The sequence below is a fragment of the Malaciobacter mytili LMG 24559 genome, from assembly GCF_003346775.1.
Lineage (GTDB): Bacteria > Campylobacterota > Campylobacteria > Campylobacterales > Arcobacteraceae > Malaciobacter > Malaciobacter mytili.
The window spans coordinates 964,798-981,322 of sequence record NZ_CP031219.1 but is presented as its reverse complement, the minus strand read 5'-3'; the positions used below and the strand labels follow the sequence as shown (position 1 = coordinate 981,322).

At 26.0% G+C, this 16,525-nt stretch carries 16 protein-coding genes; 8 read left to right on the top strand and 8 right to left on the bottom strand.

Annotated elements, in window-relative coordinates; genetic code table 11:
• Positions 1–40 precede the first annotated feature (40 nt).
• Positions 41–1,732 (bottom strand): L-lactate permease, encoded by a 1,692-nt coding sequence (locus AMYT_RS05040; RefSeq protein ID WP_114841463.1) that lies wholly within the window; start codon positions 1,730–1,732, stop codon positions 41–43.
• 274 nt (positions 1,733–2,006) lie between these two features.
• On the opposite strand from AMYT_RS05040, the gene AMYT_RS05035 reads away from it, so the two are divergent.
• Together AMYT_RS05035 and AMYT_RS05030 are read left to right on the top strand one after the other, a co-directional pair.
• Positions 2,007–2,468 carry a J domain-containing protein gene (locus tag AMYT_RS05035; protein WP_114841462.1) on the top strand — a complete coding sequence of 154 codons (462 nt, stop codon included), beginning with the start codon at positions 2,007–2,009 and terminating at the stop codon, positions 2,466–2,468.
• 3 nt (positions 2,469–2,471) lie between these two features.
• A complete protein-coding gene (locus tag AMYT_RS05030) occupies positions 2,472–2,966 on the top strand; it encodes a SprT-like domain-containing protein (RefSeq protein WP_114841461.1) in 495 nt (164 codons plus the stop codon).
• A gap of 1 nt (position 2,967) precedes the next feature.
• Here AMYT_RS05030 and AMYT_RS05025 read toward each other — a convergent pair whose 3' ends face one another.
• Together AMYT_RS05025 and AMYT_RS05020 are read right to left on the bottom strand one after the other, a co-directional pair.
• On the bottom strand, positions 2,968–3,588 hold the full coding sequence (locus tag AMYT_RS05025) for a hypothetical protein (protein ID WP_114841460.1): 621 nt from the start codon (positions 3,586–3,588) through the stop codon (positions 2,968–2,970).
• Positions 3,589–3,598: 10 nt separating this feature from the next.
• Positions 3,599–3,877 (bottom strand): putative quinol monooxygenase, encoded by a 279-nt coding sequence (locus tag AMYT_RS05020; RefSeq protein WP_114841459.1) that lies wholly within the window; start codon positions 3,875–3,877, stop codon positions 3,599–3,601.
• 60 nt (positions 3,878–3,937) lie between these two features.
• Here AMYT_RS05020 and pnuC point away from each other — a divergent pair, with 60 nt between their 5' ends.
• Both pnuC and AMYT_RS05010 read left to right on the top strand, forming a co-directional pair.
• On the top strand, positions 3,938–4,594 hold the full coding sequence (pnuC, locus tag AMYT_RS05015; protein ID WP_322934328.1) for a nicotinamide riboside transporter PnuC: 657 nt from the start codon (positions 3,938–3,940) through the stop codon (positions 4,592–4,594).
• A complete protein-coding gene (locus AMYT_RS05010; protein ID WP_114841457.1) occupies positions 4,581–5,345 on the top strand; it encodes a phosphotransferase in 765 nt (254 codons plus the stop codon). Before pnuC ends, AMYT_RS05010 begins: the two co-directional genes overlap by 14 nt.
• Here AMYT_RS05010 and AMYT_RS05005 read toward each other — a convergent pair.
• Positions 5,320–6,000: an SOS response-associated peptidase gene (locus tag AMYT_RS05005; RefSeq protein WP_114841456.1), complete on the bottom strand. Its 681-nt coding sequence runs from the start codon at positions 5,998–6,000 to the stop codon at positions 5,320–5,322. The genes AMYT_RS05010 and AMYT_RS05005 overlap by 26 nt on opposite strands.
• A gap of 110 nt (positions 6,001–6,110) precedes the next feature.
• Between AMYT_RS05005 and AMYT_RS05000 the strand changes: the two genes are divergently transcribed.
• The 4 genes from AMYT_RS05000 to AMYT_RS04985 all read left to right on the top strand — a co-directional run bounded on the left by AMYT_RS05000 (position 6,111) and on the right by AMYT_RS04985 (position 10,673).
• A complete protein-coding gene (locus tag AMYT_RS05000) occupies positions 6,111–7,019 on the top strand; it encodes a hypothetical protein (RefSeq protein WP_114841455.1) in 909 nt (302 codons plus the stop codon).
• Positions 7,020–7,151: 132 nt separating this feature from the next.
• Entirely contained in the window at positions 7,152–8,984 is a 1,833-nt protein-coding gene (uvrC, locus tag AMYT_RS04995) for an excinuclease ABC subunit UvrC (protein WP_114841454.1), read from the top strand.
• A 4-nt stretch (positions 8,985–8,988) separates the two neighbouring features.
• On the top strand, positions 8,989–10,011 hold the full coding sequence (locus AMYT_RS04990; RefSeq protein ID WP_114841453.1) for an alanine racemase: 1,023 nt from the start codon (positions 8,989–8,991) through the stop codon (positions 10,009–10,011).
• A complete protein-coding gene (locus tag AMYT_RS04985) occupies positions 10,008–10,673 on the top strand; it encodes a tetratricopeptide repeat protein (RefSeq protein ID WP_114841452.1) in 666 nt (221 codons plus the stop codon). Before AMYT_RS04990 ends, AMYT_RS04985 begins: the two co-directional genes overlap by 4 nt.
• Here the strand turns inward: AMYT_RS04985 and AMYT_RS04980 are convergent.
• From AMYT_RS04980 to AMYT_RS04965, 4 genes are all read right to left on the bottom strand, one after another.
• Positions 10,670–11,434 carry a competence/damage-inducible protein A gene (locus tag AMYT_RS04980; protein ID WP_114841451.1) on the bottom strand — a complete coding sequence of 255 codons (765 nt, stop codon included), beginning with the start codon at positions 11,432–11,434 and terminating at the stop codon, positions 10,670–10,672. The genes AMYT_RS04985 and AMYT_RS04980 overlap by 4 nt on opposite strands.
• A gap of 14 nt (positions 11,435–11,448) precedes the next feature.
• A complete protein-coding gene (locus AMYT_RS04975) occupies positions 11,449–12,018 on the bottom strand; it encodes an adenylate kinase (protein ID WP_114841450.1) in 570 nt (189 codons plus the stop codon).
• Positions 12,019–12,102: 84 nt separating this feature from the next.
• Positions 12,103–13,854 carry a YgiQ family radical SAM protein gene (locus AMYT_RS04970; protein WP_114841449.1) on the bottom strand — a complete coding sequence of 584 codons (1,752 nt, stop codon included), beginning with the start codon at positions 13,852–13,854 and terminating at the stop codon, positions 12,103–12,105.
• Between the two features lie 71 nt (positions 13,855–13,925).
• Positions 13,926–16,517 (bottom strand): cache domain-containing protein, encoded by a 2,592-nt coding sequence (locus AMYT_RS04965; RefSeq protein WP_114841448.1) that lies wholly within the window; start codon positions 16,515–16,517, stop codon positions 13,926–13,928.
• Positions 16,518–16,525 lie beyond the last annotated feature (8 nt).

The following is a 16,525-nucleotide window of genomic DNA, read 5'->3' as shown; positions in this document are numbered from 1 at the left end:
AAAAAATAAGATGTGTCAAATAAAAGAGGAATATCCTCTTTTATTTCATAAGTGGGTCAGTTAATCCTAAAGTATACATTCCAATTAGTCCTAAAATCCCTGCTACTAAACAATAGTAAATTGTAGGAATAATAGTTCTTCTTAAAGTTTCACCCTCTTGGTCAAGTAATCCAACTGTAGCTGATGCTGCAACAACATTGTGAATTGCAATCATATTTCCAGCTGCTGCCCCAACTGCTTGTAAAGCTACCATAAATGCTGTAGAGATAGTTAAAGCTTCTGCAACACCAAACTGAAATTGACTTAACATCATATTTGAAACAGTATTACTTCCAGCAATAAATGCCCCTAATGCCCCAACCATTGGTGCAAATAATGGATAAATATCTCCAACTGATGTAGCAACAAAGTTTGCCATTGCAACAGGCATAGAATCAAAACCAGAAGCATTTACTCCTGAATTAATTAAAATTCTAACAAGTGGAATAGTAAAAATAAGTACAAATCCTGCACCTAACATAACTTTTGATGATTCACTAACAGCTTCTTTTAACTCTTTAAATTCCATTTTATGTAAAAAGAAAGTTACTAAAACTACAAAAACTAAAATTCCACCTGGTAAATATAAAGGAGCAATTGTATAACCTAGACCTTCTCCTAAAATATTTTTAAAAGGAATTATTAAAGAAGAAACAAAAGCTTTAGCTTCTGAACTAACTCTTGTAATAACTAAAATAATAGCAACTAAAACATATGGTATCCATGCTTTTGTTAAAGACATAGGAACTTTTGCACTCATTGCATCAAGTTTAATTTCTAACTTACTTACCCAGTGAATTGGCCACTCTTCTTTTGGTGCAAAATCCCAAGTTGATTTTGGAATTAAAAAACCTTTTTTAGCAGCAAAAGTAACAATTGGAAGACCAATTAAAGCTCCAATTAAAGAAGGGAATTCAGCACCTAAGAAAATACCTGTTAGTGCATAAGGAATTGTAAAAGAAAGACCTGCAAAAATTGCAAATGGTAAAATAGATAAACCTTCTGTCCAAGATTTATTTTTTCCAAAGAATCTTGTTAGCATAACAACCATAAATAAAGGAATTACTGTTCCTGTAACAGCATGAACAATTGCAACTTCTGAAGTAATAATTTGTAAATAAACATCCCAACTTGAACCAAGTGTTTGAAGTGTAGAGCTAATACCTTCACTATCTAAACCTTTATTTACTCCAATTAAAATTGGTGTTCCAACAGCACCAAAAGATACAGGTGTACTTTGAATCATCATACCAACCATAACAGCAGCCATTGCAGGGAAACCAATTGCAACAAGAAGTGGTGCAGCAATTGCAGCAGGAGTTCCAAATCCAGAAGCCCCTTCAATAAAAGATCCAAATAACCAAGCAATAATAATAACTTGAACCCTTCTATCTGGACTAATATTATTAAAACCTTGTCTAATTACAGCAATTGCACCTGAATGTTTTAGTGTATTTAAAAGTAAAATCGCACCAAAAATAATCCATAAAACTGCAACTGTTATAAGAAGACCTTGAATTGTAGAAGCTAAAACTCTATTGAATGATACTTCCCAAACAAATAATGCCACTAAAGCAGTAGCAACATAAACAACTGGCATAGCCTTTTTTGCAGGCAATCTAAGACCAATTAATAATATAGCTGCAATAAAAATAGGTAGTGCAGCATAAAGTGCTTGTGTACTAATGTCCATATTCTCTCCTTTGAACTTAAAAAGAATGATAAAAAATAAATGTGATATTCGTATGATAAAAAAATAGTAGCAATAAAATAACTAGTATAATATTTTAAATGAGTATATTTGTAACACTACTTTTTATATATTTTTATGAACCAAGAAAAGTATTAAATTATAATTTATTTTTATTGCTTTGTAGTTTTCTTTTTGTATAATTTATAGATTTTACAAAGATTTTATATGATTATAATATAATTACAAATTTAAAATTAAGGATACAAATACAGTTATGAACAATAATACAATTATTTATATTTTCAATAAACTTTTAAGAGTTGGTATTTTACTATTTATTTTATATCTTATTTTTACAAACTTTGGTACTTTTTTAATAATATTAGTAACAATATTTTTATTGGGATACTTTTTTGTTTATAAAAAACTAAAAAAAATGTCAAATGGTTTTAAATTTACTTATACTCAAAATGATTTTAGACAAAATTCAAATTTTGATTTTAAAGATTTTGATTTTAATAGTTTCAACCAACAATTTGCTCAAAAACCCACTTTTAATGAAGTAGAAAAAGCAAAAGAGTTTTTTGGATTTACACATAATCCTACTAAAGAAGAAGTTAAAAAAAGATATAAAGAACTTGCAAAAAAATATCATCCTGATATAAATAATAGTGATGATACCTTAATGCAAGAATTAAATCATTATAAAGATGTTTTATTAAAATATGTAGGTTAAAAAGTGGAAATAAAAAAAATATCAAATATTTTTTTATTTATCACTATAATTAGTGCTTTTTTTCTAATTTATTTATGGTATAAAGATTATAAATTTAACAACTCTGCCTTAGATGAAAAAATAATAAAAAAAATTGAAGCAAAAACAAGAGAGTTAAAAGCACTAGCTTACAAAAACTACAATATTACATATAATATACCTATTATAATCTCAGATAAAATGAAAAATAATCTTTTTGGAATGGCAATTTTCAATAAAAAAGATGTTGCAATATATCTAAATAAAAATAGATTTAAAGAAAATCTTGAATATATGATAGAAGATACTTTACCCCATGAATATGCCCATGCAATAATGTTTTTATTGGGTGATTTTTCAAATGAAAATGCAGGACATACTTTAAAATGGGAAAATATTTGTAAAAATCTACAAGGTAAAAGATGTGATAGATTTGTAACTCATGATGATATTATCATAGAGAAAACAAATCCTTTTTAATTTAAATATTCATTGAAAAGATTTTATTTGACCACTCTTCATCATTTAAATTCTCTTCTAAAGCTACAGATTGAGCAATTGCTTCTAAATCATCACTATTAGAACTAGCCTTTATTGCAAGTTTATATACTTCTTTTGCCCAAACTTTATCATTTAACATATCTTTATTACATAAAGATTCTGCAATACATAAATAATCATAAGGTGAAGTAGTTTTCAAAAGTGCTTCTTTATATACTTCTTTAGCCATATCTTTATCATAAAAAGAGTCCTTTTTTAAAGCTAAAATATCTGCTAAATTTCTTAAATCTCTTAATAGTGTTACTTTACTTAGAGCCAATTTATATGCCTCTTTTGCTAATTCATTATCAGATAATCCATCATTTTTACTAATATACTTTGCAAAGTCTATATAATCTCTAAACTCTGAGGCATTTGATAAAGTAAAATGAAAAAGTTTTCTTGAAAGTTCTATATTTTTACCAAAATCTTCTTTTGTAAATTGGTAAGCCCAATTATTTAAATTAATTCCATATTCAAAATCTTTTAATATCTCTTTTATTTTTTTATGATTTTTATATGTAGTTTCTATTTCTTGTAGTAGTTGCTTTTTATCTAACAATTTTTTCCTTTTAAAAGCTTGGAAGGATTTCTTCTCTTCTTACTAATACCTTTTTTAACCCCATAAATTTTTCATACTCTTGACTGTGTTTGTAATTTGCAATTGCTTCTTCACTAGCCCACTCTTCATAAACTAAAAACTCTAGTTCATCATCATCAGCTTCGTAAACTTCATAATTTAGACATCCATTAAATTTTTTAATATTTAAAAGATGAGTAAATAGTAGTTTTTTTAAATCATTCTGCTTTGATTGATTTGCAATATAAACTGTCTGCTTTACTATGCTCATTTTTTTCCTATAAATTATTTTAAAATTGTAAGGTACTAATATAGCACTTACAACTATGTAATTTTATCTAGGTTTGGATATATTTCCACTTTTACAAAAGGATTAAGTATAGAAAATTTTATAAATATAGTTTTAGATTCACTAAAAATAGTAACATTTTGGGAAGCTTTTGCTATGACTTTATCAATTTTATATCTACTTTTAGCAATTAAACAAAATATTTGGTGCTGGGTTGCGGGATTTTTCAGTACCTTAATTTATACTATTTTATTTTATGATGCACTTCTTTTAATGGATTCTTTTTTAAATTTATACTATTTGCTTATGTCTATTTATGGCTGGTATTCTTGGAAATATACAAATAAACTAATAGAAAAAAAGAATTTAGAAATTTCAAAGCTTTCATTAAAAACAAATCTAAATTCTATTTTAATACTTACTTTTTTGAGTATTATTTTAGGTTATATAATGGATAATTATACACAAGCTCAATACGCTTATTTGGATACTTTTACTACTGTTTTTGCGATTTTCTCCACTTTTTTATTAGCTAAAAAAATTCTTGAAAATTGGTTATATTGGATAGTAATTGATACTATTTCAGTTTATATTTATATAAATAAAGGTTTTTATATAACTTCTATATTATTTATTTTTTATACTATCTTAGCTTTTATAGCTTATATTAACTGGAAAAAAGTTTATGCAAATAATTGAAATAGAAAATCTTCCTTTTTTTCAAAATAAAAAAATAAAAAGTTTTTCTTTACTAAAAAATCAAGGGTATAATAATATAAACTATTTAATAAAAACTTCAAAAAAAAACTATGTACTTAGAATTTTTAATTCAAAAGATAATTTAAATAGAGAACTTGAATATAAAATACAAAAAAAAGCTTTTTTAAAAAACATTAGTGCAAAACCTTACTATTTTGAAAAGAACAATTATCTAATTTATAAATATATAAAAGGCAAACATAAAACAAAACTAAAAAAAGCTGATTTAAAACTACTTATTAAAAGTATTAAAAAGCTTCATCAAATTTCTATAAAAAAAAGCTCTTACAATTTAAAAAATTTAGCAAATATTTTTGAGAACTATAGACTTTTTTTAAAAGATAAAAAAACAAATAAACAAATTTTAAAGGCAAAAAAGCAGATAAAAAAACTAAAAAAATACACTTTTTGGGAAAGTTTGTGTCATCATGATTTAAATCCCAAAAATATTATTTTTCAAAGAAAAAAAGTTATATTTATTGATTGGGAATATGCAAGACTTGATGATATATTTTTTGATTTAGCTTCTCTTTGTGTAGAGTTTAAACTATCAAAGAAGAAACAAATATATCTTTTAAACTTATACTTTAAAAATTTAGAAAAAGAACATTTAAAAAAACTAGCTTTATACAAACTTATTTATAAACTTCTTTGTAAACTTTGGTTTAAAAAAGAGAAAGTTGTCCAATAGTGTTCTTTTTTATCTCTTTAATACAATCTTTTTGATTATATAAAACCTTATTTACATTAGTAGATACTTCATAGATGTTTGTATTTTCACTTTTATAGACTTTAAAAAGTTTTATAACCTCTTGTAAATTTGAAGAATTTAACCATAAAGAAAACTCTTCTTTTTCTAAAACTATTGGCATTCGATGATGAATTGGTGCTAGTTTCTCATTTGCCTCACAAGTAATTAATGCAACTGTAATAATTTTTTGATTTAATTTTTTATCAAACCACTCATCCCAAATTCCTGCCAATGCCAAATAATCACTTTTTAATGAGCTTACATAATAAGGTATTTTTTCTTCTTTTTTCCATTCAAAGAAACCATTTATAGGGATAATACACCTTCTAAATTTAAAAGCCTCTCTAAAAGTAATTTTTTCAAAAATACTTTCACTTCTAGCATTTATATTCATAGAACTTTTTTCCCTAGCCCAAGAAGGTAAAAATCCAAAATGTGTATATAAATATGTACCATCATTTAAAAGTGTTGGTATTGGCATAGTAGGTGCAATATTATAATTTGAGTTAAGTTTTTGTATTAAATCATTTCTAATAAATTCTTTGGCATCTTTTTTAAATAAAATATCATTATATATTGAAACTCTTCCTGGCATTTGTCTCCTATTTCTTTATATTTGTGTCTATTTTAGAAAATTTAAATTTTCTTTCAAATTATTATATTATACTTTTAAAGTTAAATAACTTTTTGGAATAAATTGACAATATGAAGAAACTAATTTTTATTACTATATTTTTTACAATTTTAAATAATAGCCTTAATGCTACAACTACTACAAAAGATTTAAAAGAGATTACAGATTACTCAAAAAAAGACAAACTATTAATTGGCTACTATGGAAGACCAAATGCTGCTTCACTGGGAATTTTAGGTGAAAGTAATATTGATGAAGTAATTAATAAAATGAAGCAAAAAGAGAAGTATTTCAATAAAGAATTAGAAAATAATTTTGATATTGAACTTGCTTTTCATATTATACACTCACTTGCAACAAAAGATGCAGGAAGAAGAAATGATTATCTGTTAGGAATGAGTGAAGAAAGTGTAATGAAATATATTAATAGAGCAAAAAAAGAAGGCTTTTCTGTAATTATCGACTTACAACTTGGAACATACACTCCAGCAGAAGCAATAAAACCTGTATTAAAATATTTAAAATATGAAAATGTACATTTAGCAATTGATCCTGAATTTAAAATTCCAAAACATAGAAAATACCCTCCGGGGAAATATATTGGGCATATTTATGGTAATGAGTTAAATGAAGCACAAGAGTTAATTAGTAACTATTTAAAACAAAATAATATACTTGAAAAGAAGAATCTTATTGTTCATATGTTTCATGAAAGAATGTTAAGAGATAAAGAAGCTGTACAAAACTATGATAATATCAATCTAATTTATAATATTGATGGACATGGTAAAGGTGAAGTAAAAGTAAAAATCTATAATAGCTTATATGCAAATTCTCAAACAAATAAAGCTATTGGGGGGTTTAAAATTTTTTATAACAATGATAAAAAACCATTAATGACACCTAAACAAATAATGGGCTTAGAACCTGTGGGAACACAAAAAATAATGGTTAAACCTTATTATATTAACTTTCATTAAAATAAATTATCTATATAGCTATATATAGATAGTTTGTATATCAATTAAAAAAAGAAAAATTATAAAAATAATTCTTAAAATTTTCAACTATCATAAACAAGAAATAAAAGTATTTTTAGATAAAATTCCAAAATGAATCTAGAAGAAAAACTAAAAGAATTACCAAATAATGCTGGGGTATATCAATACTTTGATAAAGAGGGACATTTATTATATATAGGAAAAGCTAAAGTGCTTAAAAATAGAGTAAAATCCTATTTTAAATTTACTCCTACTTTAGCACCAGCTGATAAATTAAGCCCTAGAATTTTTAAAATGATTAGTGAAGTAAAATCCTTAGAATGGATTGTAGTACCAAATGAACATGATGCACTTATACTTGAAAATTCACTTATTAAACAATTAAAACCAAAATATAATATCTTATTAAGAGATGATAAGACTTATCCTTATATAGTAATTGATTATAAAGAAGATTTTCCAAGACTAGAAATTACTAGAAAAGTTTTAAAAGATAAAAATATTAAATACTTTGGTCCTTACTCAACAGGGGCTAGAGATATGCTTGATAGTATATATGAAATCATACCTTTAGTTCAAAAAAAATCTTGTATAAAAGGAAAAGAAGCCTGTTTATTTCATCAAATAAATAAATGTCATGCTCCTTGTATTGGTAAAATTTCAAAAGAAGATTATGCAAAACTAATACAAGAAGCTTTAGAATATATTTATAATAAATCAAAAATTGTAAAAAAATTAAATGAAAAAATGTTGCAATATTCAGAAGAGTTTAGATTTGAAGAAGCTATGAAATTAAGAGATAGAATTAAAACAATAGAAAAATCTCAAATTCAAACAGGTATGGATTTAGCAACAAAAGAAGATTTAGACCTTTTTGCTATTAAAGTTTCAAAAGAAAAAGCAGTAGTTGTTAGAATGTTCTTTAGAGATGGGAAATTAGCTTCAAGTAATCATGATTATTTAAAAATAAATCAAGGTGAACTTGAAATAGATATAAATGAAGCCTATAAACGAGCAATTATTAACTATTATGATAATGAAATTCCCCTACTTCCAAAAGAGATTATTGTTGCAAATGAAATAACTGAAGATTTAGAAGAAATAGAAGAGTTTTTAAAAGAGAGATTTGAAAAAAACATTCCTATTATTTACCCTAAAAGAGGTAAAAAAACACAAATTATTCAAATTGCTTTAAATAACTGTGAAGAGCTATTAAGGCTTCAAAAAGTAAATACAACTACAATATATGAAGAGTTAAAAGAGTTATTTTCTTTAAATACTACTCCAAATAGATTTGAATGTTTTGATAACTCTCATATGATGGGACAAGCAACTGTTGGAGCAATGGTCACATGGGAAGAAAAATTTGTAAAAAAAGATTATAGACACTATAATCTAGAAGCAAAAGATGAGTACGCTCAAATGAAAGAGACATTAATTAGAAGAAGTGAAAGCTTTGAAAAAAATCCTGCACCTGATTTATGGGTAATAGATGGAGGAGAGACTTTATTAAAACTTGCAATTGATATTAGAAACTCTATTGGAGTAAATTTAAATATTATAGCAATAGCTAAAGAGAAATTGGATTTTAAAGCTCATAGAGCAAAAGGTAGTGCAAAAGATATAGTGTTTTATGAACTTAATAATGAAATAAAAAGAGTAGATTTACTTCCAAGTGATAAAAGATTACAATTTATTCAAAGATTAAGAGATGAAGCACATAGGTTTGCAATTAGTTTTCATAAGAAACAAAAAAGAAAAGAAGATAGTAAAATTTCACTATTACAAATTAAAGGTATAGGTGAAGCTAAGATTAAAAAGCTTTTATTATATTTTGGTGAATTTGAAAAAATTAAAAATGCAACTTTTGAAGAACTAAAAAATGTTCTAAATGAGAAAGATGCAAGAATACTATTAAATTATTTTAACAATTTAGAGGGTTAATATTTTGGGAAAGATTGTAATTAACAAAACAAATTTATTTCATAATTTGGAAATTATTTCAAAACAAGCAAAAGGAAAAGAAAAAGTTGCAATAGTGTTAAAAGACAATGCTTATGGACATGGTTTATTAGAAATTGCAAAATTATCTAATGAATTTGGAATAAAAAAAGCAGTTGTTCAAACACTAGATGAAGCAATCAAAATCGAAAAATTATTTGACGAAATCTTAATCTTAGCTGAGGACATTTTTCACACTTATTCACACACTTTTCACATAGCTGTAAACTCACTTGAACAACTTGAAAAAATTCCCCAAAATTGGAATATTCATCTTAAAGTTGATACAGGTATGCATAGAAATGGAATAAATAAAAATCAGCTTAAAGAGGCTATTGATGGTATTTGTAAGAGAAACTTAAAATTCACAGGCTTATTCACACACTATAGAAGTGCTGATGTTTTATCAACTGAGTTTTATTGGCAAAAGGCAATTTTTGGACAAATAAAAAAAGAAGTAAAAAGTATATGTGAACAACTTTTTTTACCTTTTCCTAAGTTTCATTCTGCTAATTCATCTGCTTTATTTAGATTTAAGGATTATGATGATGATTTTGCAAGAGTGGGTATTGCAACTTATGGGTATCTTGAAAGCGACACTATTATTACTAATCCAGATTTAAAACCAATTTTATCATTGTGGGCAAAAAAAATGGCAACAAGAACTTTAAAAAAAGGTGAAAAAGTTGGTTATGGAGGAACATATGAAGCAAAAGAGGAAATGTGTGTCTCAACATATGATGTGGGATATGGTGATGGTTTTTTTAGATTAAATGAATCACACAAATATATTACTCCTAAAGGTTATGAAGTTTTAGGTAGAGTATCAATGGATAATCTTTCAATAAATAGTGATGATGAAGAAGTTTGTTTATTTGATGATGCAAAAAATTTAGCTAAAATACATAATACTATTTCTTATGAAATTGTAACAGCTTTAAAACCCCATATAAAAAAAGAGATAAAATGATAAAATACCTACTATTTGTATCGCTAGTTTTTAGTTTTTCTTTTGCTTTAACTTATGAAGAAGTGGAAAGTTTAGAGAAAAAAGAAGGAACATTAAAAGCTTTAAGTTATTATAAACAATTGGCAAGACAAGAGAATACAAAAGCCATTTTTAGATTAGCAATGATACATTTAAAAGGTATAGAAATACAACAAAATACAGAAGCTGCTCATGATTTACTTTTAAAAGCAGCAACTTTAAAAGATAAAAAATCAGCATATTATTTAGCAAAACTATATTTAAATAGAAATTCACCTTATTTTAATCTGACAAAAGCATATAATATTTTTTTAGAATTAAGTCAAGCTGATTATGCTGCTGCACAAAATATGATAGGGAAGTTTTTATTAAATGGAATTGCCATTGAAAAAGATTATAAACTTGCAGTTAAATATTTTGAAGCAGCCTCAAAACAAGGATATACAGAAGCACATTGTAATTTAGCTTTTATGTATGCAAGTGGGAAAGGGGTTTTCCCAAATTTTGGAAGAGCAAATGTTTTTGCAACAGAAGGGATGAAAAAAAATCATCCGTTATGTAAAAAAGTATATGAAGATTTTAATCTAGCTAAATATCCTGAAGATAAAAGTTTTAAATTTAATTTTTATACAAAGCCAAATTAAATACTAATATCTTTTAAAACATACTCTATTTGATTTTTATCTAAATACTCTTTAAACATTGAAAAATTAGATTCAACTTTATTTTTATCCACAGAGTTTAAAGAAATAACTGTTTTTCTAACTCCATCAACAAATTTAGGTAAAGAAGATAATTCAACATTACTATCAACTTTCTTCATTATATCTATTAAAGTGCTTTCTCCACATGTTGCAGTTAAAGAAAGTCTATATTTTATAACACTATTTTTAGCGTAATAAGTATCTAATGCTTGCATAACCATTGCTTGACTCATAGAAGGAAAGCCAGGCGTAAAGAAAAATCTATTTTCTAAATAAAATCCAGGTACATTATTTACTACATTATCTAATAGTTTTGCATTTATTGGAAGATAAGACATATTTATTCTATGGGGATAAGCTTCTTCTTTAAATTGCTCTTCAATAAGTTTTTTTGCCTCTTGCTGAAATTGCATTTCTCCATTGGTAAATACTTTTGCTGCCACTTGTCTTGTTAAATCATCAGGTGTTGAACCAATACCCCCATAACTAAACATTACAGAGTATTTATCAGCTTTTATAAGATTATAAATATTTTCCATTAAAGAAGGGTCATCTTCTATAATAAAAGAGGCTTTATGTCTCCACCCTCTTTTTAGAAGTTCTTGATTTAAAAAAGAAAAATGAGCGTCTTTTCGACGCCCATTTAAAAGTTCCGTACCAATTATTACACTATAAAAATTAATTAGCTCTTCACTTTGCATATAACTACTTTAAATTAGATTCTTGATTGAATAAAGTTATCCATTTCATCTACAATTTCTTCAATAGTTCTTTCACCATTGATTTTCTTTAATAATCCTTTTGCTTCATAAAACTCTTGGATTTGTGCTAAAGGTTCAGTATAAACTTTCATTCTATTGTTGAATACTTCAACATTATCATCAGCACCTCTTGCTCTTCCTAAAACTCTATCTCTTGCAACTTCTTCAGAAACTTCAACTTCAATAGTATTTACAAGTTCCACTTCTGTTTCATTTTCTAAGTATTTATCTAATTCAGTCATTTGCTCACCACTTCTTGGATAACCATCAATAACAACCACATCAGTTGGAGCTTTTTTAATTGCACCTACAATTGTCTCAATAACAATATCAATTGGAACTAGGTTTCCTTTTGATACATAAGAATCAATTAATTTTCCTCTATCACTTCCACTTGCTACTTCAGCTCTAAACATATCCCCTGTTGAATAATGAGTAATATTTTCGTGTTTTTGAGCAATTAACTCAGCATCAGTTGTTTTACCACTTCCTGGCGCACCAATAATTAAAAAAAGTTTTTTCATAAATGTTTCCCTTATCAATTTTTATAAACGTATTCAAAGTTGGCGTATTATATCAAAAAGCAACTTATATAAGTTGAGTATCATTTAACCTTGCATACCGTATGAGTAATTTTTACCTTTTTTATCAAAAGTCCTTTTTTTAATAACTATCTCTTTTTGTCTTTCTTTTCTTAAAGTATCTTTTTCAACAAAGATTTTTTTCTTTGTAAATGGATCCATTTCAGTATAATACATCACAGAAGAGTAAGTTCCAGGTGTGGGAGTAAATACTTGCGCTTGTTCTGGATTCATTTTTAATTCATTTGTTGTAAACTGCTTTAATTCATGCATATGTTTCTCTTCACAGCCAGGATGTGCAGCAATTAAGTAATATGTTAAAAACTGTTTTTTTCCAGATTCTTTATTTAACTTATCATACATTCTTTTAAAATCAATAAGTGTTTGTTTTCCAGGTTTTCCCATATGATATAAAACCTCATCACTTGTATGTTCAGGTGCAACTTTCATTTGTCCAGAAATATGATGATTTACCATCTCTTTTAAATACTCATATCCATTTTTTTTATCAGCAGTTATTAAATCATATCTAACACCAGAAGCAACAAAGGCTTTTTTAACTCCAGGTACTGTTCTAATATCTCTTAATAATTTTATATTTCTACTATGATCAACCTTCATTGCTTTACAAAGTCTTTGGTCATCAACACATCTATAATTATCTATACAAGTACCTTTTTTTAATTTTTTCTTACACTCATATCCATACATATTTGCAGTTGGACCACCAACATCAGAGATAATTCCTTTAAAATCTTTCATTGTTGTAAAATGTTTTGCTTCTTGAATAATATTTTTTTCACTTCTTGTTCTAATTGTTCTTCCTTGATGCACGGCAATTGCACAGAAGTTACACTCTCCCCAACATCCATGGTGAGTCATAATTGAAAATTTAATTGTTTCCAAACATTTAACATTTCCATCTTTTTTATGATAAGGATGCAAATCTCTTTGATAAGGAAAAGCTGCAATTTTATCCATCTCTTCTTCATCTAAATAATCACTTGGAGGATTTTGAATTAAATATCTTGAATCAATTTTTTGACATAAGCCTTTTGAATAAACTGGGTCATTGTTATCATAAAATACTTTGAAAAGGTCTATATATTTCTCTTTTTCTTTTAGGCACTCTTCATGGCTTGGAATTTGTAAATATTCAGTTACAGGCTCTTTTGAAATATAACAAAGCCCTCTAATTGTCCTTGGGTCTTTGCCCTCTTTTAAATAATTACCCAAATCAATAATTGCTTGTTCACCCATACCATAAATCATATAATCAGCTTTAGTATCAAATAAAATTGGCTTTCTTAGTTTATTTGTCCAATAATCATAATGAGTAAGTCTTCTTAAACTTGCTTCAATACCACCTAAAACAATAGGAACTGTATCTTTATAGTATCTTCTAATTAAGTTTGTATATGCAATTGTAGCTCTATCTGGTCTTTTATTATTTTTTCCACCTGGCGTATAATCATCACTATTTCTAAATTTCTTAGTGGCAGTATAGTTTGACACCATAGAGTCAATACTTCCACCACTAACTCCCCAAAATAGTTTTGGTTCACCAAGTCTTTTTATATCAATATCTGAGTTTATATCAGGCTGTCCAATAATTCCAACTCTTAAGCCTATACTTTCTAAGATTCTTCCAACTACGGCAATTCCCATAAAAGGTGAATCAATATAAGCATCTCCTGAAATTAGTACAACATCTAGTTCATCCCAACCACGTTTTTTCATTTCAGCTTTTGTTGTTGGTAAAAATTCATTTTTGTTCATATATATATTAAGCCTTATACTTTTTTCGTATTTTGCCCAAATCTCTTTTAACTTAATATATAAATTTTAAATTAGCTTATATCTTTTTTAGTTAAATTATCATCTATTTTTTTAATATCTAAAATCATCGCAACTTTTGAATCTCCAAATTCATTAATATCTACTAAACTTTCAATTAATGTTCCAGAACCCAAAAAGTGACTTTGAATATGCTGAATAGAATTTTTTTCAACAACACTTATATTTTCTAAAGAAGAAACTAATATTCCTATACAATGTTCTACATTATCTTTATCATATTCAAAAAGAATAATATTTGTTAATTCTTCATCTTTTATATCTTCTTTTATAAAATCTCGAATATCTAAAACAGAAATTAGTTTATCTTTATATAAAACCATACCTTTAAAATGATTCTTTTTATCCATCTCAATTGAAGCTTCAAGTTTATCAACACCTATTGATTGAATTACATTTTTAGCCTCAACTGCTAAAAATTTATTCCCCAAATAAAAAGTTGCCAAATCTACACTATCATTTGTAAGACTTTTTTTAGAAGAGACTGCAAATTTATCTTTTACTTTATATTTTGATTTTGATTTAATATTTACTTCACCAATATATATAAATACAAAACATAAAACATCATTTTTATAATCATCAATTATACTTTTATATTCCCTATATCCATTAGAACACTTAACAGCAACTGCATAATATTTACCATCAAACTCAATAATCTCACTTAATTGTTGAGCCTTAGGTAAAGTAAAAAACTTATCATCAATATCCAAAATTGATTCAACTGCATATTTACTATTTGTTGAAGAAATTACACTTTTATCCCTATTTGTAAATAGTGCAAAAATTCCATCAATTTTTTCACCTTTATTATCCCTTGGTAAAGTTTCATCTAACATTGCATTAAACTGAAAAGTAGAATCAAAAACTATTGCAATTCCTCCATTTACTTCTTTTTCATTGGAAATTGATCTAATAGCACTACAATAAATATATGTTGATTCATTTTTATAAAGGTTTGTTTTTTCAAATTTTGATACACAATATTTTGAAGTATCCTTTAAATTTAAAGTTTTACCAACCCAATCTTGAGTTAAAACTTTTCCTACTAAATACTCTTCATTTTTATTTGAAACAGCTACAACTCTTCCCTCTTTATCAAAAATTAAAAGATTTGTATAAACTGTATATAAATCATTTATATATTTTAAAATAGCACTTATTTCATCTTTTTTATAAGCAATTGAATTTAAATCTTCTAAAGCTTCTTTAAAATAAGAAGTTAAAGCCCACCATCTACAATCATTTGCTCTTTCATATAAGTTTCTATCCATAATATCAATAGCAAGGGAAGATAAAAACTCACTATCTTTTAAAATTGAACTTATAATTGTTTGATTTAAATTACTTAAAGAGGAGTTTGCTTTTACCCCTGTAATTCCAATTTCATTTAAAAGAGATTTTGAAAACTCTCTATTTGTAGAGTTTAATTTACTTTGAGAGATATTTCCATTCCAAATAACTCTACTTAAGTTATCTTGAATAGTTTTACTTTTATTAAATACCTCTTGAAGCTCTTTTGAAAAATGTTGCTCATTTTCCATCATTGATTCTATTATTTTTTCATCAATTTTTTTAGAATTTAAAGCATCACTTAAAAAAGCATACTCTAAAGGAATCATAATATGACCATACCAATTTAACCCTTTAAAGCCTTGATAACCTTTTGTTTTACAAGTTTTTGCAATATAATCCCTACCAGCAAAAGAGATAATCTTATACTCATCATTTAAAACAATTGGTAATTTTGCACCTAAAGGTATATGTGCTCTATCACTAGATGCAATAACACACCCTTCTTCATCTAAAATTGTAATTGATTCTTTATTTTTAGTATCTACTAAATTATTAAAAATACCTTTCATCTCATCTTGAAATCTAAAGCAAAGACACAATACTCCTAAATTTTCAGACTCAGAAGAATTAGTCTTTGTTACTTTATATGAATAAACTAATGATTTTTTATATTTGGGAAGGAATTCATGATATTTATATGTTTCCACATACTCTTGTGTAGTATTTAAAACTTCACTTATAAAATCATTGTCAATTTTTTCTATTTTTGTATCTTCATTTAATCTTACTAATATTTTGCCTTTTGTATTTGCTAAAACAATATCAAAATATACAGAATATTTTGCAACATACTCTTTAAATCTTTTTTGTATTTCATGCTTAAGCTCAATACTTTCATTATTATAATCAGAAACATAATTTTCAATAAAAGTTCTAATATCATCATCAGTTGCTAAAAATCCAATATCAGCTGTTCTTTCAAAAAGATTTCTAATTACTATATCAATAGCAACTTGAGCTTTAAAATTCATCTCTTGAGTTACTTTTTTAATAGTTTGTTCACTTAAATGATTTAATAGTGTTGAAGTAAGATTTAAAAAGTTTTCTTTAGTTTTACCAATATCAATATTAATATCTCCAAGTTGTCCTAAAAGAGCAAAAATATCCCAAGAAGAACTAAGTCTACCAAGTTCTTCTCTATATTTATCCACATCTTCTATATATTTGATTATAGAATACAACTCTTTTTTTACATTTATACCTTTATAATTAATTAGCTCTGACATAGTTTCTC